The sequence below is a fragment of the Pseudomonas sp. L5B5 genome, assembly GCF_020520285.1.
In the GTDB taxonomy this organism is placed as follows: Bacteria; Pseudomonadota; Gammaproteobacteria; order Pseudomonadales; family Pseudomonadaceae; genus Aquipseudomonas.
Genome location: NZ_CP084742.1, coordinates 3,743,222 through 3,761,617, shown reverse-complemented (window position 1 = coordinate 3,761,617; position 18,396 = coordinate 3,743,222). Strand labels below are relative to the sequence as shown.

Here is an 18,396-nt window from a genome sequence, read left to right as displayed (position 1 = left end):
AGATACACAAGTGATCGAAAATCTACGCAACATCGCCATCATCGCCCACGTTGACCATGGTAAGACCACCCTGGTAGACAAACTCCTGCGTCAATCCGGCACCCTGGAGCGCAACGAGCTCAACGACGAGCGCGTGATGGACTCCAACGACCAGGAAAAAGAGCGCGGCATTACCATCCTGGCTAAAAACACCGCCATCAACTGGAACGGCTACCACATCAACATCGTGGACACCCCGGGCCACGCCGACTTCGGCGGCGAAGTTGAACGTGTAATGTCGATGGTCGACTCCGTTCTGCTGCTGGTTGACGCTCAAGACGGCCCTATGCCGCAAACCCGTTTCGTGACCAAGAAGGCTTTCGAAGCCGGCCTGCGTCCGATCGTGGTAATCAACAAGGTCGACCGTCCGGGCGCTCGTCCTGACTGGGTTCTGGACCAGATCTTCGACCTGTTCGACAACCTCGGTGCTACCGAAGAACAGCTGGACTTCAAAGTCGTCTACGCCTCGGCCCTGAACGGCATCGCCGGCCTGGACCACACCGAGATGGCCGAAGACATGACCCCGCTGTACCAGTCGATCATCGACAACGTGCCAGCGCCAAGCGTCGACCGTGACGGTCCGTTCCAGATGCAGATCTCTGCCCTGGACTACAACAGCTTCCTGGGTGTGATCGGCGTTGGCCGTATCGCTCGTGGTCGCGTCAAGCCGAACACTCCGGTTGTCGCCATCGACACCGAAGGCAAGAAGCGCAACGGCCGTATCCTGAAGCTGATGGGTCACCACGGTCTGCACCGCGTTGACGTCGAAGAAGCCCTGGCTGGCGACATCGTCTGCATCAGCGGTTTCGACGAGCTGTTCATCTCCGACACCCTGTGCGACCCGCTGAACGTTGAAGCGATGAAGCCGCTGACCGTCGACGAGCCGACCGTTTCCATGACCTTCCAGGTCAACGACTCGCCGTTCTGCGGTAAAGAAGGCAAGTTCGTGACCTCCCGTAACATCAAGGAGCGTCTGGACAAGGAGCTGCTGTTCAACGTTGCACTGCGCGTTGAAGAAGGCGACTCGGCTGACAAGTTCAAGGTTTCCGGCCGTGGTGAGCTGCACCTGTCGGTACTGATCGAAACCATGCGTCGCGAAGGCTTCGAGATGGCTGTAGGCCGTCCTGAAGTGATCATCCGCGAAGTCAACGGTACCAAGCAGGAACCGTTCGAAAACGTCACCATCGACATCCCTGAAGATTCCCAGGGCAAGGTCATGGAAGAGATGGGCCTGCGTAAGGGCGACCTGACCAACATGGTGCCGGATGGCAAGGGCCGTGTTCGCCTGGAATACAACATCCCTGCTCGCGGCCTGATCGGTTTCCGTAACCAGTTCCTGACCCTGACCAACGGTGCTGGCATCCTGACCTCGATCTTCGACCGTTACGACACCATGAAGTCCGGCCACATGTCCGGCCGTCAGAACGGTGTCCTGGTTTCGGTTGAAACCGGCAAGGCCCTGACCTACTCCCTGGAAACCCTGCAGGCGCGCGGCAAGCTGTTCGTCGAGCACGGCCAGGAGATCTACAACGGTCAGATCGTTGGTCTGAACAGCCGTGACAACGACCTGGGCGTCAACCCTACCAAGGGCAAGAAGCTCGACAACATGCGTGCTTCGGGTAAAGACGAAACCATCGCCCTGGTTCCACCTGTTCGCTTCACCCTGGAACAGGCTCTGGAATTCATCCAGGACGATGAATTGTGCGAAGTGACTCCTAAGTCCATCCGTCTGCGCAAGAAGATCCTGGACGAAGGCGAGCGTACCCGCGCTGCCAAGAAAGCCAAGAACTGAGTCTTTAGTTCCGGCTGAATGAAAACGCCCCCGGCCTCGCGGTCGGGGGCGTTTTTTTTGATCTGTGAAAAAGCTCGGGTCCTGTAGCCGCTGCCGAGCCTGCGAGGCTGCGATCGACCGCGTAGCGGTCGTAAAACGGTGTATCTGAAACTCTGCAGTGGTCCGTACTGCGGCTGCTTTGCAGCCGTTCGCAGCCTCGCCAAGGCTCGGTAGCGGCTACAGGGCTACGTGGTGAACGGGGTTGCAGGCGCAGGCAGGGGATCAGAAGCGTTCCAGGGTCCGCCGGCTGGTGTTGCTCGGGCGTTCCAGGGGCTTGGGCTTGTAGGCGCAGTAGCCTGGGCGCGGGCCGATCTTGGGATGGTTGCGGCAGGTGTCGGGTCGCTTGTCGTAAATGGTGCACAGGCGGCTCTTGCGGTCCAGATACAGGCAGTCGTTGTTGCTCATGCGCTGCAAGGTGAAGATTTCCGACTTCTGGTTGTAGCGCTCGACGATACCTTCCTTCTGCAGGCGCTTGGCGATGTTCTTCGCCGGCTCGCCCCGCTCGAACTCGTCGACGATGCCGATGCGGATCAGGTCCTTGATCTTCACTTCCACTGGCAGTGTGCAGCAACTGGACATGCAGGAACCGCACATGGGCGCGGAGTACTTGGCCCAGGTATCGAGGCGATCGATTTCCGCGGCGGCAATCAGGTTGGAGTTCATCAAGGTGGGTTCCGGCAGGTTCCAGGGCGCGCGATCATACCGGGACTGGTGGATTTTTGAACAACTTTGTGTCGGATTTTTCGCACTGACAGGTCAGCCGGTTTTCGTCGGCACGGCCCCTGCATTGATTTTCCTGTCGCTGCCCAAGGCCCACCCTTTTTGCCCGGCCAGGTGAAATAGCGCCGAACCAGAGCCTTTGCCCCGTGTCAGACCGACTAGGCTCAGTCAATTCCATGCTCACTGTGAATCTCGTCAGAGGTCGTAACGATGACTCAGGAACCCCAGGTTCGCGACACGGAGGTGGCGGCTTTTCGCGAAGCTGTCTTGACCAAACTCACCTATGCGGTCGGCAAGGACCCGGACCATGCCTTCGACCACGACTGGTTCGAGGCCATTGCCCTGGCGGCCCGGGACCACATGGTCGATCGCTGGATGGACCACACACGGCAGATCTATCGCCGAGGGCAGAAGCGGGTGTACTACCTGTCCCTGGAGTTCCTGATCGGTCGGTTGCTGATCGACAGCCTGAGCAACCTCGGGCTGCTGGATGTGGCCCGTGAAGCCCTCTCCGACCTGGGGGTGGACCTGGAACGCATTCGCCTGCTGGAGCCCGATGCAGCCCTGGGCAACGGTGGTCTCGGGCGCCTGGCGGCATGTTTCATGGAAAGCATGTCGACCCTGGGTATTGCCGGCCACGGTTATGGCATCCGCTACGAACACGGGCTGTTCCGCCAGGCCATCGTCGATGGCTGGCAGCAGGAGCAGACCGAGCACTGGCTGGACTTCGGCAACCCGTGGGAGTTCGAGCGGCCCGAAGTGATCTACTCCATCGGTTTTGGCGGCAGCGTCGAGACCGTGACCGACGAGGCGGGTGGTTCCCGTCAGGTCTGGTGGCCGGCAGAGACGGTGCGCGCGGTGGCCTACGACACCCCGGTGGTGGGCTGGCGCGGGGCCAGCGTCAATACCCTGAGGCTGTGGCGGGCCCGAGCCATGGAGGAGCTGCACCTGGAACGCTTCAATGCCGGGGACCATCTGGGGGCCGTGGCCGAGGTGGCCCGGGCCGAGAGCATTTCCCGGGTGTTGTACCCGGCCGACAGCACCGAGGCCGGCCAGGAACTGCGCCTGCGTCAGGAATACTTCTTCGTTTCGGCCTCGTTGCAGGACCTGCTGCGTCGGCACAAGAACATGCACGATTCGGTGCTCAGCCTCGGCGAGCATGCAGCCATCCAGCTCAACGACACTCACCCCTCGATCGCCGTGGCCGAGCTGATGCGCCAGTTGGTGGACCTGCACGGTATCGCCTGGGATGCGGCGTGGCAGATCACCGTGGAAACCCTGGCCTACACCAACCACACCCTGCTGCCCGAGGCGCTGGAAACCTGGGCGGTAGGATTGATGGAGCGTTTGCTGCCGAGGCACATGCAGATCATCTACCTGATCAATGCCCAGCACATTGACGCGCTGCGGGCCAAGGGCCTGCACGATTTCGACGTGCTGCGCGCGGTGTCTCTGATCGAAGAGGACAACGGGCGCCGGGTGCGGATGGGCAACCTGGCCTTCCTCGGTTCCCACAGCGTCAACGGTGTGTCCGGCCTGCATACCCAGCTGATGCGCAGCACGGTGTTCTCCGAGTTGCACAAGCTCTACCCCGAGAGGATCAACAACAAGACCAACGGCATCACCTTCCGCCGCTGGTTGTACCAGGCCAATCCGCAACTGACCCAGATGCTGGTCGATGCCCTGGGACCGGAGTTGCTGGACAGCCCCGAGGACCGGCTGCCGGCGCTCGAGCCCTTTGCCGAGAAACCGGCGTTTCGCAAGCAGTTCGCCGAGCAGCGCCTGCACAGCAAGCGGGCCCTGGCGGCGATCATCCACGAACGGTTGGGGATCGCAGTCAACCCGGCGGCGATGTTCGATGTGCAGGTCAAGCGAATCCACGAGTACAAGCGCCAACTGCTCAACCTGTTGCACACCGTGGCCCTGTACCAGGCGATCCGCGCGGAACCGGAAACCGACTGGGTGCCACGGGTGAAGATCTTCTCCGGCAAGGCAGCCGCCAGCTACCACCAGGCCAAGCTGATCATCAAGCTGACCAACGACATCGCCCGCACGGTGAACAACGACCCGACGGTGCGCGGGTTGCTCAAGGTGGTGTTCCTGCCCAACTACAACGTCAGCCTGGCGGAGAGCATCATTCCTGCCGCCGACCTGTCGGAGCAGATCTCCACCGCCGGGTTCGAGGCCTCGGGCACCAGCAACATGAAGTTCGGCCTCAACGGCGCCTTGACCATCGGCACCCTGGACGGGGCCAACGTCGAGATGTGCGAGCGCGTCGGGGCCGAGCACATGTTCATCTTCGGCCTCAGTGCGCAGCAGGTGGAGGCGCGCAAGCGCAACGGCGAGTTCAGCGCGGTGCCGGATGTTGCCGCCTCCCATCGCCTCAACGATGTCCTGCAGGCGATCCGGGGCGGGGTGTTCTCCCCGGACGACCCGTCGCGCTACACCGGCCTGGTCGATTCACTGGTCGACCACGACCGGTTCCTGGTCTGCGCCGACTTCGACGCTTACTGGAGCGCCCAGGCCAGGGTCGAGGAGCGCTGGCACGATTCCAAGGAGTGGTGGCGCTCGGCCGTGCTCAATAGCGCGCGAATGGGCTGGTTTTCCTCGGACCGGACCATCCGCGAGTACGCCACGGACATCTGGAAGGCCCTGGAGTAGGTCCGCCGGCCAGGCGCTGGAACTGTGAGCAAGGCCCGGCGTTCGCCGGGCCTTGTCGATATACTGGATGCCGTTTTCTCCTGGTCCGTGCCTTGCTGCCCACACCCGGCTTCCAATAGAGGTGACGGGCCCTGCGCAGGCAGGGCCGCAGCCGAGGCTGCAACACAACAACAGCTGGACCTGTCCGCCAGCGGACTGTTTAGGGATATCGACACATGCAATGGATGTTCATGCTGCTGGGCGCGGTGCTGGGCTGGATCGTCGATGAGTCTTTCAGCGATGCCCTGATCGGTGCTTTCCTCGGGCTGGCCGTTGGCCTGGCCTTTCGTCTCGGCCTCTTGCACAAGCAGGTGGCTGGCCAGCAGCGTGAGCTGGAGCAAGCCAGGCAAACGCTGGCCGGGCTGGGCCAGCGCCTGGCGCTGCTGGAGGCCGGCAGCAGCCCGCCTGTCGAACCGGTGGCGCAGGCCCAGGCCAGCGCCAGCAGCCATTCGGCGCCAGAGGCGCAGGCCGATGACCGCCTGGCCCCTTCCCCACAGCCCTTGCCTGAATTCATTCTTGATGAGGTCCAGCCCCTGCGGCCGGCTCCAGCTGCCGCCGACCTGGTCTGGGAACTGCCGCCTGCCGCGGCCAGCGCACCCGTGCCGGATTCGGTCTGGCGGCCGCAACCGACACCACAGCCAGCACCTCGGTCGGCAACTCCGGTGGCGCACGAACCGAACCTGATCGAACGCGCCATCAGCGGTGCCCGCAACTGGCTGTTCGGCGGCAATACCGTACTGCGGGTGGGGGTCGTGCTGCTGTTCCTTGGCCTGGCCTTCCTCCTGCGTTATGCCACCGAAGGCGTGGTGGTGCCCATCGAACTGCGTTATGCCGCAGTCGCGGCCTGCTCCCTGGGCTTGCTGGGCCTGGGCTGGTGGTTGCGGCACCGCAACGGTGCCTATGCCCTGATGCTCCAGGGCACGGGGATCGCGGTGCTGTACCTGACGGTGTTCGCGGCCATGCGCCTGCACCCGTTGCTGGACCCTTCCGCCGCCCTTGGCCTGCTGGTGGCGGTGACGCTGTTCTCGGCGATCCTGGCCATTACCCAGGATGCCCTGGGGCTGGCCGCCGCCGCGGCCCTGGGCGGGTTCGCCGCGCCGATCCTCACGTCCACGGGCGCGGGTAGCCACGTGGCGCTGTTCAGCTACTTCGCCCTGCTCAACGCCGGCATCCTCGCCATCGCCTGGTTCAAGGCCTGGCGCCTGCTCAACCTGATCGGTTTCGTCGGCACCTTCGGCATCGGTTTCGCCTGGGGCATGCGTTCCTATACCCCGGAACTGCTGTGGAGCAGCGAATCGTTCCTGATCCTGTTCTTCCTCATGTACCTGGCCATCGGCCTGCTGTTCACCCGGCGCAAGTTGCTGGACCTGAGCGATGCTCCGGCCGACGGCGATCGCCAGGCGCTGCTGCAATGGTCGGTGCGCAAGGGCGACTATGTCGACGGCAGCATGCTCTTCGGCCCACCGCTGGTAGGCTTCGGCCTGCAACTGGCGCTGGTCCAGCACCTGGAGTTGGCCGCCGCCTTCAGCGCCCTGGCCCTGGGCCTGGTCTACATGCTGCTGGCACGCCTGCTGCTGGGCGGCCGGGCGGTGCTGCTGGGCGAGACCTGCCTGGCCCTGGGCGTGATCTTCGCCAGCCTGGCGATTCCCCTGGGCCTGGATGCGCGCTGGACCGCAGCGGCCTGGGCGGTCGAGGGCGCCGGGATCTTCTGGCTCGGCATGCGCCAGCAGCGTTCGCTGGCCCAGGCCTTCGCCCTGCTGCTGCAAGCAGGCTCGGCCGCGGTCTTCCTCGATTCAGTGCGTTTTGCCAGCACCAGCCTGCTGTCCGCTGCGCCCTTGGGCGCGCTGCTGCTGGGCGGCGCCTTGCTGTTCAGCTACGACCAGATGCGGCGCACGCCGAAGGCCCTGTTGCCGAACTGGCTGAAGGAGGGCATCCGGCCGCTGTTGGCGGTGGCTGGCTTGGGGTTCCTGTACTTGCTGGCGCCGCTGTTCTTCCTCACCCAGGGCACGGCTATCAGTTGGGCCCTGGCGGGGCTGGCGACCCTGTTCGTCGGCCTGCGCCTGCAGTCGCGGACCTTCCTGTTCAGCGCATTCGCCATCCAGTTGCTCGGTGGGGCATTGTTCCTGACGGGCCTCAAAGGTGCGGATGCCGGGGCCAATGGGGTGTTCGGCAGTGGCTGGAGCGGATTGATGAGCGCGTCGCTGATTGGCCTGGCGCTGATCGGCGGCATGCTGGTGGCGTCGCGCGATGCCATGGTGCGCGACGATCCGCGCCTGCTGCGCGGCCTGTCGCTGGTGCTGCTGGCGGGGCTGGTGCTGATCAACCTGGCGGTGCTGTTTGTCTTGCCGTGGCGCACCGCCAGCGGTGTGTGGGCCGCCAGTGGCCTGCTGATCATCTGGTTGAGCCTGTACCTGCAACAGCGGACGAGCTTTGTCTTCGGCCTGGTGCTGCAAGTGATTGGTGGCAGCGCCTTCCTGCTGGTCGGTTCGCAGGGGGGCTACGCTGCCGTGGTCGACGGTGTGCGGCCCCTGGCCAATGGCGACTTCTGGACGCCCATGGTGCTGGGCCTGGCGGCGCTGCTGGGGGCCTGGCGTCTGCAGCGCGGCAACCATGGCGCGGCGTTCGATGCCTTGAGCCTGGGGCGGCTGTCCGACCTGCTGCTGGCCTGGGGCGCGTGCTGGTGGGCGTTCACCTGGATCAAGGAAGTGCTGCGTTTTGCTCCAGTCCATTGGCAGCCGGCCTTGCTGTTGGCGCTGGCCACGGCCAGTGTGCTGTTCGCCACGCTGCTGGCGGTGCGCCTGCAATGGAAGTCCCTGGGCCTGCTGGGCAGCCTGCTGATCCCGGCTGGCGCGCTGGTGTTGATGGCTTCCTGGGCCAGCCGCTACCACCCGGCGGCGAATTTCGGCTGGCTGGCCTGGACAGCACTGTTCGCCGTGCATTTCTTCAGCCTGCGGCGCCTGGCAGGGCTGCTGCCGGCCCGGGTGGCGAGCGTCGCCCATGTGCTGGGTTGCTGGTTGTTGATTGCGGTACTGGCACTGCAGCTGCGTTATGGCCTGCTGCTGTTGTCCGAGCAGTACAACGCCTGGCGCTGGCTGGGCTGGGCGATCCTGCCGAGCCTGTACCTGGTGGCGATGGCCGCGCCGCGCACCTGGCCGTGGCCGGTGGCTGGTCATTCCCGGGAGTATCGCTTGTATGCCGCGTTCCCCCTGGCGGTGCTGATGCTTGGCTGGTTCTGGCTGGCCAACCTGTTCAGCGACGGGCGCGCCGATCCGTTGCCCTATCTGCCGTTGCTCAACCCGCTGGAGCTGGGGCTGCTGTTCGCCCTGTTCGGGGTCTATGTCTGGTCCCGTAGCGCAGCGCGGGAACTGGCGATCCGCAGTGATTACGCCGAGCGTGGCGCGCAGTTGGTGGCCGGGGTCTCGCTGTTCGCCTTCTTTACCGTGCTGGTGATGCGCACCGCCCACCACTGGAGCGGCGTGCCGTTCCATCCCGATGCGCTGCTCGAATCGATGATGGTCCAGGCTGGGTTGTCCATTGTCTGGACCCTGATCGCCCTGGGCTTGATGATTGGCGGGCACCTGCGCCATCGCCGCGAAGTGTGGCTGATCGGGGCGGTGCTGATCGCCGTGGTGGTGGCCAAGCTGTTCCTGGTGGAGTTGAGCAACCGTGGCGGGCTGGCGCGGATCGTCTCGTTCATCGGGGTCGGTGCGCTGTTGCTGGTGGTGGGCTACTTCGCCCCGTTGCCGCCCAAGCGGCAGGAGGCCGAGCCTCGGGCCGGCCAGTCGTTGAATGAAGGAGTGTCGCCTTGAGTCAGAAGCTGAACCTGCGCTGGTGGGGGGCCATGGGCCTGTGTGTGGCGTTGTCCGCCGTGGCCCAGGAGCAACCGGGGGATTTCCAGTCCCGGGTGCCCTTGAGCCTGAGCGGGGAGGGGCCCTGGTATCGCCTGGAGCTTGCGCTGGCGGTGCAATTGCGCGCCAGCCAGACCGATCTGCGAGACATTCGGGTATTCAACGCCGCCGGCGAACCCCAGGCCTATGCACTGGCTCGCCAGCAGGCCCAGGCCACCGAGCAGCGCAGCCTCAGCGCGGTGAAATGGTTCCCGCTGTACAACGCCGCCCAGGCCGGCGATACCCCGGCCACCGTGCGTGTGCAGTCGGGTACCAACGGCACCCTGGTGGAGGTGCAACCCGAAGCCAGGCCGCAGGCAGGGCAGGCGGTGCTGCGCGGCTGGTTGCTCGATGCCAGTGCGATCAAGGCACCGCTGCAGCAGCTGATTCTGGACTGGAGCAGCGAGCATGATGGTTTCCAGCGCTTCAGCATCGAGGCCAGCGACGATCTGCAGCACTGGCAAGCCTGGGGCGAAGGGCAGGTGGCGCGGCTGTCGTTTGCCGACGAACGAGTCGAGCAGCACGAAGTGGCGCTACCCGGGCAGTCGGCGCGTTACCTGCGCTTGCTGTGGAAGACCCCGCAAACCGCCCCCGCCCTGACTTCCGCGCAATTGCAGAGCAGCACCACCAGCAGCCAGCCATCGCCTCTGGTGTGGTCGCAGCCATTGGTCGGTGCCACTGCCAAGCCGGGTGAATACAGCTGGCAGTTGCCCATGGGACTGAATGTCGAGCGGGTGCGAATCGAACTCAAGCAGGCCAACAGCCTGGCGCCGGCCCGTCTTTACGGGCGACGCGAGAGCAACCAGCCCTGGCAGCCCCTGGGCAATGGCCTGCTGTATCGCCTGACCCAGAATGGCCAGGATGTGCAGCAGAACGAGTTGCAACTGCCGGGGCAGGTCGTGCAGCAGCTCAGGCTGGTGGTGGATGAGCGCGGCGGTGGCCTGGGCGCCGAGGCACCGCCCCTGGCCTTCGCGGTGCGTGGTGCGCAACTGGTGTTCCTGGCCCGAGGGACGGGGCCCTATACCCTGGCGCTGGGCAACCCCGGGGTGAGCGCGGCCAACCTGCCGCTGTCCACCTTGATCCCCGACTACAGCCCGCAACGCCTCAAGGAGTTGGGCCAGGCGCGGATCGAGGATGCAGGGCAACTGGCTGCGCCGGCCGGCGTTGCTGTCGCGACACCCGTTGCGCCAGGGCGCGACTGGAAGAAGGTCGGCTTGTGGGCGGTGCTGCTGCTGGGCGTGCTGGCCCTGGGCGGCATGGCCTTCAGTCTCTTGCGCAAACCCCAGGCCGGGTCCTGAGCCAGGGGCGAGGAGGCGCGCCTCCTCGCCAGCCATGGCCGTGGTTTGCGACTACGCTCAAGCCGGTGCCTGAACTCTATCTGCCGGTTCCCTGTCTCAGATGAGGAAATGCGCCCCGACTCGCGTTAAACTGCGCGGGTTTTTCAAGCCCCCCATCCTTCCGGAGCCTTCCATGTCCCGCGTTACCCTGAGTCGCTACTTGATTGAGCAGACCCGCAGCAACAACACTCCTGCCGATCTGCGCTTCCTGATCGAAGTGGTGGCGCGTGCTTGCAAGGAAATCAGCCATGCCGTGTCCAAGGGTGCCCTGGGCGGGGTACTGGGCAGCATGGGCACGGAAAACGTACAGGGCGAAGTGCAGAAGAAACTCGACGTGATCTCCAACGAGATCCTGCTCGAGGCCAACGAATGGGGCGGTCACCTGGCCGGCATGGCGTCCGAGGAAATGGACAATGCCTACCAGATCCCCGGCAAGTACCCCAAGGGTGCCTACCTGCTGGTATTCGACCCGCTGGACGGCTCGTCGAACATCGACATCAATGCCCCGGTCGGCACTATCTTCTCGGTGCAGCGTTGCCCCAACGAGTACCTGAGCCAGAACGAAGCCCTGAATGAAAAGGCCTTCCTGCAGCCGGGCTCCAAGCAAGTGGCCGCCGGCTACGCGATCTACGGCCCGCAGACCATGCTGGTGCTGACCCTGGGCGACGGCGTCAAGGGCTTCACCCTGGACCGCGAGATGGGCAGCTTCGTCCTGACCCACGAGGACATCACCATTCCTGAAAGCACCCAGGAATTCGCGATCAACATGTCCAACGAGCGTCACTGGGAAGCCCCGGTCAAGCGCTACGTGGACGAACTGCTGGCTGGCGATACCGGCCCGCTGAAGAAGAACTACAACATGCGCTGGGTTGCCGCGATGGTGGCCGATGTGCACCGTATCCTGACCCGTGGTGGCCTGTTCATGTATCCGCGTGACAGCCGTGAACCGGAGAAACCCGGCAAGCTGCGCCTGATGTACGAAGCCAACCCGATGTCGTTCCTGGTGGAACAGGCCGGTGGCGCTTCCACCAACGGTCACCAGCGTATCCTCGACATCCAGCCTGAAGGCCTGCACCAGCGCGTAGCGGTGTTCCTCGGTTCGAAGGAAGAAGTGGCCCGGGTAACCGCCTACCATCAGGAGTAGATCATGAGCACACCCTGGCAGCCTCTGCTCGAATGGTGGTTTGGTGATGCCCAGACGCCGGCGCAGATCGTCGCTGCCAAGGGTGGCTTGTGGTTCGGCAAGCGCGACAGCCAGGACCGCGAAGCGCAACAGCGTTTCGGCGACCTGGTCGAGCAGGCCCTTGCCGGGGGCTTGACCGAGTGGACGCAAAGTCCCGAAGGCTGGCTGGGCCTGGTGCTGTTGCTGGACCAGTTGCCGCGCATGATCCATCGCGACACACCCAGGGCATTCTCCGGCGACTCCCGTGCCCAGGCCCTGGTGGCCCAGGGTATCGCCGCGGACTTCGACCGGCGCCTGACGCCCATGCAACGCTGCTTCATCTACCTGGTGTTCGAGCATTGCGAGCACCTGGCGGTGCAGAACGAAGCCGTCTCGCGCTTGGCAGCCCTGCACGATGAGCAACCGCTGGAGGACCGTCCGGTCTTTGCCAGCCAGCTGGACTATGCCGAACGGCACCAGAAGATCATTGCCCGCTTCGGGCGCTTCCCCCACCGCAATGTCATTCTCGGGCGGGAGTCTAGCGCCGAGGAAGTGGCCTTCCTGCGTCAACCCGGTTCAAGCTTCTAAGCCTGACCCTGCAGCCGCTGCCGAGCTGGCGAGGCTGCGCCAAGGCCCGCAGGGCCTCGCGGCAGTTTTCCTGCGGATCGCGCGCCAGCAGCTTACGAAGCCATCCACCGATAGCGTCAGATACGGAAACTGCCCACCAGGTGTTGCAGGCGCTTGGCCTGCTGCTCCAGGTCGGCGCAGGCGCGCAGGGTGGCTTGCAGGTTTTCTACGCCTTCCTGGTTGAGGGTGTTGATTTCGGTGATGTCGACGTTGATCGATTCCACCACGGCGGTCTGTTCTTCCGTTGCAGTGGCCACCGACTGGTTCATGCCATCGATTTCGCCGATGCGCTGGGTCACGCTTTCCAGGCGCTCGCCGGCCTGATTGGCGATGCCCACGCTGCTGTCGCTCTCACGCTGGCTTTCGGTCATGGTGCCGACGGCCTGGCGAGCGCCCACTTGCAGCTCTTCGATCATCTTCTGCACCTGCTGCGCCGAGTCCTGGGTGCGGTGGGCGAGGTTGCGTACCTCGTCTGCCACCACGGCGAAGCCGCGGCCTGCTTCACCGGCCCGGGCTGCCTCGATGGCGGCGTTGAGCGCCAGCAGGTTGGTCTGCTGGGAGATGCTCGTGATGACCTCGAGGATCTGGCCGATGTTCACCGTGTTGCTGTTCAGGGTCTCGATGTGCTCGCAGGAGCTGCTGATCTTGGCCGATAGCTGGTGCATGGCGTCGATGGTCCTGCCCACGACCTGCTGGCCGTCCTGGGCCAGGTTGCGGGCCTCGCTGGAATGCTGGGAGGCCAGGGCTGCGTTCTGGGCGATCTCCTGGGCGGCCGCACCCAGTTGGTTGATGGCCGCGGCCACGCTGCTGGTGCGCGAGGCCTGCTGGTCGGAGTTGAGCATCGACGAGTTGGATGCGGCGACCACTCGCAGGGCCACTTCATTGACCTGGCCGGTGGCCGAGGACACTTCGCGGATCGAGCCATGGATGCGCTCGACGAAGCGGTTGAACGACATCCCCAGGGTGCCGAACTCGTCGTGGCCATGGATCACCAGGCGCCGGGTCAGGTCGCCTTCGCCTTCGGCGATATCGTGCATGGCACGTCCCATCAGGTGCAGCGGTTGCATCAGCAGGCGAATCAGCATGCCCAGCAGGCCGATGATGATCACCACGGCTATCGCCATGGCGATCAGCGCCGTGGTGCGAAACTCGCTGAGCATGGCGAATGCGGTGTCCTGCTCCAGGACCAGGGCCACGTACCAGTCGGCCGAGGTCACACCCTTGACGCGAGTGAAGGAAATGAACTGGGTCTTGCCGTTCAGTTGTACTTCCTGCAGGCCGGGGCTCACCCGTGGTGCACCGTCCGGGTAGGCCTCGGCCAGGTTCTTGAGCACCAGCTTGTTGTCGGGGTGGATCAGGATCTTGCCGTCTGCGCTGACGATGAAGGCGTGGCCATGACCGCCGAAGTTCAGCGAATTGATGATGGCGCTGATGCTCGACAAGTCGATGTCGGCACCGGCGACGCCGATCATCCGGTTCTGGTGCTGCACCGGGGTGGCGACGGTGATCACCAGCTTGCCGGATGAGGCGGCGATGTAGGGCTCGGTGACGATGGTCTGCTGCGCAGCGTTGGCCGCCTTGTACCAGCCACGGGCCCGAGGGTCGTAATCGGCGGTACGGTTGCCGGCGGGCACCGAGAACATCACGCCGTCCTGGCCGCCGAAGTAGCTGAGCTGGAAGTTGCTGGTGTAGGCGGGCAGGCCGACGCTGCGCTTGAGGCTGTCGGCACCGTTGCCATCCACGGCGATCTGCTGGGCCAGCGATTGCAGGAGCTGGATGCGGCTTTCCAGCCAGGTCTGGATGTTGCTGGTGGTCAGGCTGCCCAGTTCCTGCATCGAGGATTCGGTACTGCTGCGCAAGGCCTCCCGCTGGCGGTAGTCGTTGAACAGAATGAAACAGGCGAACGCAACGGCGACCACGAGGGCGGCGGCAAGCAGGATCTTGTGGCTGAACTTCATATTACTGGTCATTAAGTGAACTACCGCGAAGGGGTGGTCAGCGAGGGGCGTCAATTTGCCACAGTGGTGGGCTTTGCGCTGCAGTTATGTCGACTGGCCATCATCGAAAATGAGCCCGGCCAGGACAAAACCGACGAACTGTCGGACGGCGCTTGAAGGTGGTTGATTTTCGAAGGAAATGCCTGGCGCAACGGTAAGAAATACCAAGTCCTGCGGGGAACCAGACGGGGCTTTTCTCTTCTAAGCTTCTGGTTGGCTGACAGGCCTTCCCCCTTTCGTCCAGGAGTTCACCATGTCCCTGCGTTCCATCGCTCTGTTGTCGTTCTGCGTGCTGCTGGTCGCATGCAGCAAGGTCAATCAGGAAAACTATTCCAAGCTCTCGGCGGGCATGCCCAAGGCCGATGTCGAAACGCTGCTGGGCAAGCCGACCGACTGTTCGGGCGCACTGGGCATGTCCAGTTGCACCTGGGGCGACAAGAACAGCTTTATCAGCGTGCAGTATGCCGGTGACAAGGTCCTGATGTTTTCCGGGCAAGGCCTGAAGTAAAAACCGGGGCTTCGGGCCCGCGGGAGAAAAATAATGATGCGTTTTGTTGTCACTCTTCTGGCCGGCCTGCTCTTGGCCGGCTGCGCCACGTCCCGGGACGATTCGTTGGCGCCCAAGACCGCCAATCATGTGGACCTCAAGCGTTACCAGGGAACCTGGTACGAGTTGGCTCGCCTGCCCATGTACTTCCAGCGCAACTGTGCGCAATCCGAGGCTCGTTACACGCTGCTGCCGGAGGGCAACGTGGCGGTGCTCAACCGCTGCCTGACCCCGCAATGGACATGGGAAGAAGCCCGTGGCACGGCCACGCCCCAGGTGCCGGGCAAGACCGACAAGCTCTGGGTGCAGTTCGATAACTGGTTCTCACGGCTGCTGCCGGGCGCTATCAAGGGCGACTACTGGGTGCTGTATGTCAGCGATGACTACAAGACCGCGATTGTCGGCAACCCGAATCGTCGTTACCTGTGGCTGCTGTCGCGTACCAAGGAGGTCAGCGAGACCGTGCGCGAGGAATTGCTGAGCAAGGCCCGACAGCAGGGCTATGACACTACGCGGCTGGTCTGGCGAGTGTCGGACTCGGCGATGGCCAAGACCTCGAAGTAGACCGGACGTCATCAGGGCGGGCGCTCGTTGTGGCTAGAGCCCCGCTGGCCCGTGAGGCGGGCCTGGCACCTGATGATTGACCGGGGCGGCGGGAGCCGCTCAGCCCAGCAAGTCGCGCAGCACCCGGGTGAAGGCCTGGCTGCTGTCTTCCTCGGCGGCATGCCGGCCGTCTCGCACCACCCAGCAGCCACCCACCATCACATCTCGTACCTGGCGGTCGCCGCCGGCAAACAGCCAGCGGTTGAGTATCCCGTCGGCGTTAGCGGTGGCCAGGTAGGGGTCGTTGCCATCGAGCACCAGCCAGTCGGCCCGGCGACCCACGGCGAGCGCGCCGATGGCCTGGCCCAGGGCCTGGGCGCCACCGTCCAGTGCCGCGTCGTACAGGGTGCGTCCGACCATCGGCTGATCGGCCCGGTACAGGCGGTTGCGGCGTTGGTCGCGCAGCCGCTGGCCGTATTCCAGCCAGCGCAATTCTTCCACCACGCTCAACGAGACATGGCTGTCGGAGCCGATGCCCAGGCGTCCGCCCTGGGCCAGGAAGTCCACCGCAGGAAAGATGCCGTCACCGAGGTTGGCCTCGGTGGTCAGGCACAGGCCGGCGATTGCCTGGCTACTGGCCATCAGGCTGACTTCCTCGGGATTGGCATGGGTGGCGTGGACCAGGCACCAGCGCTGGTCTACCGGGACGTTTTCATACAGCCATTGCAGGGGGCGGCGGCCGCTCCAGGCCAGGCAGTCATCGACTTCCTTCTGCTGCTCGGCGATGTGGATATGCACCGGGCAGTGCGGGTCGCTGGCGGCCAGCACCTCGGTGATCTGCTGGGGCGTGACCGCGCGCAGCGAGTGGAAGCACAGCCCCAGCTGCTGGTGGGCCTGGCTGGCGAGCAGGGGCTGCAACTGCTGTTGCAGCCGCAGGTAGTGTTCGGTGCTGTTGATGAAGCGGCGCTGGCCGTCGTTGGGAGCCTGGCCGCCGAAGCCGGAGTGGCTGTACAGCACCGGCAGCAAGGTCAGGCCAATGCCACTGCCGGCAGCAGCCTGGCTGATGCGCCGCGACAGCTCGGCGGGGTCGGCGTAGGCCTGGCCGTCGACATCGTGGTGCACGTAATGGAATTCGGCTACCGAGGTGTAGCCCGCCTTGAGCATCTCGATATACAGCTGGCGGGCGATGATCTCCAACTGATCGGGGTTGATCTTGCCGACCAGGCGATACATCAGGTCGCGCCAGGTCCAGAAGCTGTCGTTGGGATTGCCCGCCACTTCCGCCAGGCCGGCCATGGCCCGCTGGAATGCATGGGAGTGCAGGTTGGGCATGCCCGGCAGCAGGGGGCCCCTGATTCGCTCCGCGCCCTCTGCGCCGGCATTCGCCTGGATGTGGGTCAACTGGCCGTCGGCATTGACTTCAAGACGTACATCATTGGCCCATCCGTCGGGCAGCAGCGCGCGTTCGGCAAAGAAGGCGGACATGGTTCGAGCACCCCATTCTGTGTTATTTGTATATACATATACAGACGTTTGCCTGCCCGGTAAACTCCGGCAAGCTAGGCTTTCGTCGCCAGGCGTCAGCAGACCCTGGCCACCTTCACCGACCTTCAAGGATTTCCCGTGCCGACCCCGACTGCCAACTCGCCGCTGGCTGCCCACCTGAGCGATAGTCCGGCGCCCTTGTATGCCCGCGTCAAGCAGATGATCACCCAGCAGATCGAGAGCGGAAACTGGCCGCCGCATTACCGCGTGCCATCGGAAAGCGAACTGGTCAGCCAACTGGGCTTCAGCCGCATGACCATCAACCGCGCGCTGCGCGAGATGACCGCCGAAGGCCTGCTGGTGCGCATGCAGGGCGTGGGTACGTTCGTCGCCGAGCCCAAGACCCAGTCGGCGCTGTTCGAAGTGCACAACATCGCCGACGAGATTGCCTCCCGCGGGCATCGCCATACCTGCCAGGTCATCACCCTGGGCGAGGAGGCCGCCGGTTCCGAGCGCGCCCTGGCCCTGGACATGCGCGAAGGGCAGAAGGTCTTCCACTCGCTGATCGTGCACTTCGAGAATGACATCCCGGTGCAGATCGAGGATCGCTTCGTCAACGCGCTGGTGGCGCCGGAATACCTCAAGCAGGATTTCACCCTGCAGACCCCCTACGCCTACCTGTCCCAGGTCGCGCCCCTGACCGAGGGCGAGCATGTGGTCGAGGCGATCCTCGCCGAGCCTGAAGAATGCAGGCTCCTGCAGATCGAACGCGGCGAGCCTTGCCTGCTGATCCGCCGCCGCACCTGGTCCGGGCGCCAGCCTGTGACCGCCGCGAGGCTGATCCACCCCGGTTCCCGCCACCGCCTCGAAGGACGCTTTCACAAATGATCCGATCCAGCCTGTTACGTGCCGCCGACTATCCGCGCATGCCCTGGAAGAACGGTGGCGGCAGCACGGAGGAAATCACCCGGGATGCCGGGGCCGGCCTGGAAGGGTTCGGCTGGCGCCTGTCGATTGCCGACATCGGCGAATCCGGTGGTTTCTCCAGCTTTGCCGGGTACCAGAGGATCATTACCGTGCTGCAGGGCGCCGGCATGCAGCTCTGTGTGGATGGCCAGGATGTGCGGCCGCTGCTGCCCCTGGACCCCTTTGCGTTCAGTGGTGCCAGCCAGGTTGACTGCACGTTGCTGGACGGTGCGATCCGTGACTTCAACCTGATCTACAGCCCCGAACGTTATGTGGCGCGTCTGCAATGGTTCGAGGGCCAGCAGCGTTTCTTCACCCAGGCACACACCGTGCTGGTGTTCAGCGCTGTCGAACAGGCCTGGGTAGAAGTCTGCGGCGCCTCGGTACAGGCCTTGGGACATCATGACTGCCTGCGCCTGGACGATAATGCCGGCGTGCTTGAAATCGCCCTCGAAGGGCGTTGCTGCGTGATCGAACTCACCGGCATCTGATCCCCCGGCACCAACAGGCCAGGGCCTGGCCTGTTGGCTTCCCGCCTTTGACTACCCTCTTTTT

General features: G+C 64.3%; 14 protein-coding genes and 1 pseudogene. 11 read left to right on the top strand and 4 right to left on the bottom strand.

The genetic code is table 11. From position 1 onward, the window contains the following. The first annotated feature begins 10 nt into the window (after positions 1–10). Positions 11–1,831, top strand: a complete 1,821-nt coding sequence (gene typA, locus LGQ10_RS17150) for a translational GTPase TypA (protein ID WP_058437671.1) — start codon at positions 11–13, stop codon at positions 1,829–1,831. A gap of 261 nt (positions 1,832–2,092) precedes the next feature. On the opposite strand, the gene LGQ10_RS17145 is transcribed toward typA, so the two are convergent. Further along, positions 2,093–2,536, bottom strand: coding sequence for a YkgJ family cysteine cluster protein (locus LGQ10_RS17145; protein ID WP_031320092.1), 444 nt, complete (start codon positions 2,534–2,536; stop codon positions 2,093–2,095). A 264-nt stretch (positions 2,537–2,800) separates the two neighbouring features. Here LGQ10_RS17145 and LGQ10_RS17140 point away from each other — a divergent pair, with 264 nt between their 5' ends. The 5 genes from LGQ10_RS17140 (at position 2,801) to LGQ10_RS17120 (ending at position 12,264) form a co-directional block, all read left to right on the top strand. Then, on the top strand, positions 2,801–5,251 hold the full coding sequence (locus tag LGQ10_RS17140; protein WP_058437673.1) for a glycogen/starch/alpha-glucan phosphorylase: 2,451 nt from the start codon (positions 2,801–2,803) through the stop codon (positions 5,249–5,251). Positions 5,252–5,466: 215 nt separating this feature from the next. Then, on the top strand, positions 5,467–9,099 hold the full coding sequence (locus LGQ10_RS17135) for a DUF2339 domain-containing protein (protein WP_226522660.1): 3,633 nt from the start codon (positions 5,467–5,469) through the stop codon (positions 9,097–9,099). Continuing rightward, on the top strand, positions 9,096–10,475 hold the full coding sequence (locus tag LGQ10_RS17130; protein ID WP_226522659.1) for a DUF3999 domain-containing protein: 1,380 nt from the start codon (positions 9,096–9,098) through the stop codon (positions 10,473–10,475). Before LGQ10_RS17135 ends, LGQ10_RS17130 begins: the two co-directional genes overlap by 4 nt. 172 nt (positions 10,476–10,647) lie before the next feature. Next, positions 10,648–11,658 carry a class 1 fructose-bisphosphatase gene (locus LGQ10_RS17125; protein WP_058438907.1) on the top strand — a complete coding sequence of 337 codons (1,011 nt, stop codon included), beginning with the start codon at positions 10,648–10,650 and terminating at the stop codon, positions 11,656–11,658. A 3-nt stretch (positions 11,659–11,661) separates the two neighbouring features. Beyond that, positions 11,662–12,264 (top strand): DUF924 family protein, encoded by a 603-nt coding sequence (locus LGQ10_RS17120; RefSeq protein ID WP_226522658.1) that lies wholly within the window; start codon positions 11,662–11,664, stop codon positions 12,262–12,264. 116 nt (positions 12,265–12,380) lie between these two features. On the opposite strand, the gene LGQ10_RS31615 is transcribed toward LGQ10_RS17120, so the two are convergent. Together LGQ10_RS31615 and LGQ10_RS31610 are read right to left on the bottom strand one after the other, a co-directional pair. Further along, the gene (locus LGQ10_RS31615; RefSeq protein WP_413247631.1) at positions 12,381–13,145 is read right to left on the bottom strand and encodes a methyl-accepting chemotaxis protein; all 765 of its coding nucleotides are present in this window, start codon (positions 13,143–13,145) and stop codon (positions 12,381–12,383) included. A gap of 93 nt (positions 13,146–13,238) precedes the next feature. After that, positions 13,239–14,261: pseudogene (locus tag LGQ10_RS31610) on the bottom strand (cache domain-containing protein); the annotation flags it as partial. Positions 14,262–14,276: 15 nt separating this feature from the next. Between LGQ10_RS31610 and LGQ10_RS17110 the strand changes: the two are divergent. From LGQ10_RS17110 to LGQ10_RS17100, 3 genes are all read left to right on the top strand, one after another. Further along, a complete protein-coding gene (locus LGQ10_RS17110; RefSeq protein ID WP_226522656.1) occupies positions 14,277–14,417 on the top strand; it encodes a hypothetical protein in 141 nt (46 codons plus the stop codon). A 136-nt stretch (positions 14,418–14,553) separates the two neighbouring features. Continuing rightward, complete coding sequence (locus LGQ10_RS17105) at positions 14,554–14,808, top strand: hypothetical protein (RefSeq protein ID WP_058433821.1); 255 nt, start codon at positions 14,554–14,556, stop codon at positions 14,806–14,808. Positions 14,809–14,841: 33 nt separating this feature from the next. After that, positions 14,842–15,411: a lipocalin family protein gene (locus LGQ10_RS17100; RefSeq protein WP_058433822.1), complete on the top strand. Its 570-nt coding sequence runs from the start codon at positions 14,842–14,844 to the stop codon at positions 15,409–15,411. 99 nt (positions 15,412–15,510) lie between these two features. Here LGQ10_RS17100 and LGQ10_RS17095 read toward each other — a convergent pair whose 3' ends face one another. Next, on the bottom strand, positions 15,511–16,875 hold the full coding sequence (locus tag LGQ10_RS17095) for a formimidoylglutamate deiminase (protein WP_226522655.1): 1,365 nt from the start codon (positions 16,873–16,875) through the stop codon (positions 15,511–15,513). 219 nt (positions 16,876–17,094) lie between these two features. Here LGQ10_RS17095 and hutC point away from each other — a divergent pair, with 219 nt between their 5' ends. Further along, a complete protein-coding gene (gene hutC / locus LGQ10_RS17090) occupies positions 17,095–17,763 on the top strand; it encodes a histidine utilization repressor (RefSeq protein WP_264194096.1) in 669 nt (222 codons plus the stop codon). After that, positions 17,760–18,332, top strand: coding sequence for a HutD family protein (locus tag LGQ10_RS17085; protein WP_226522654.1), 573 nt, complete (start codon positions 17,760–17,762; stop codon positions 18,330–18,332). The genes hutC and LGQ10_RS17085 overlap by 4 nt, the downstream gene beginning before the upstream one ends. Positions 18,333–18,396 lie beyond the last annotated feature (64 nt).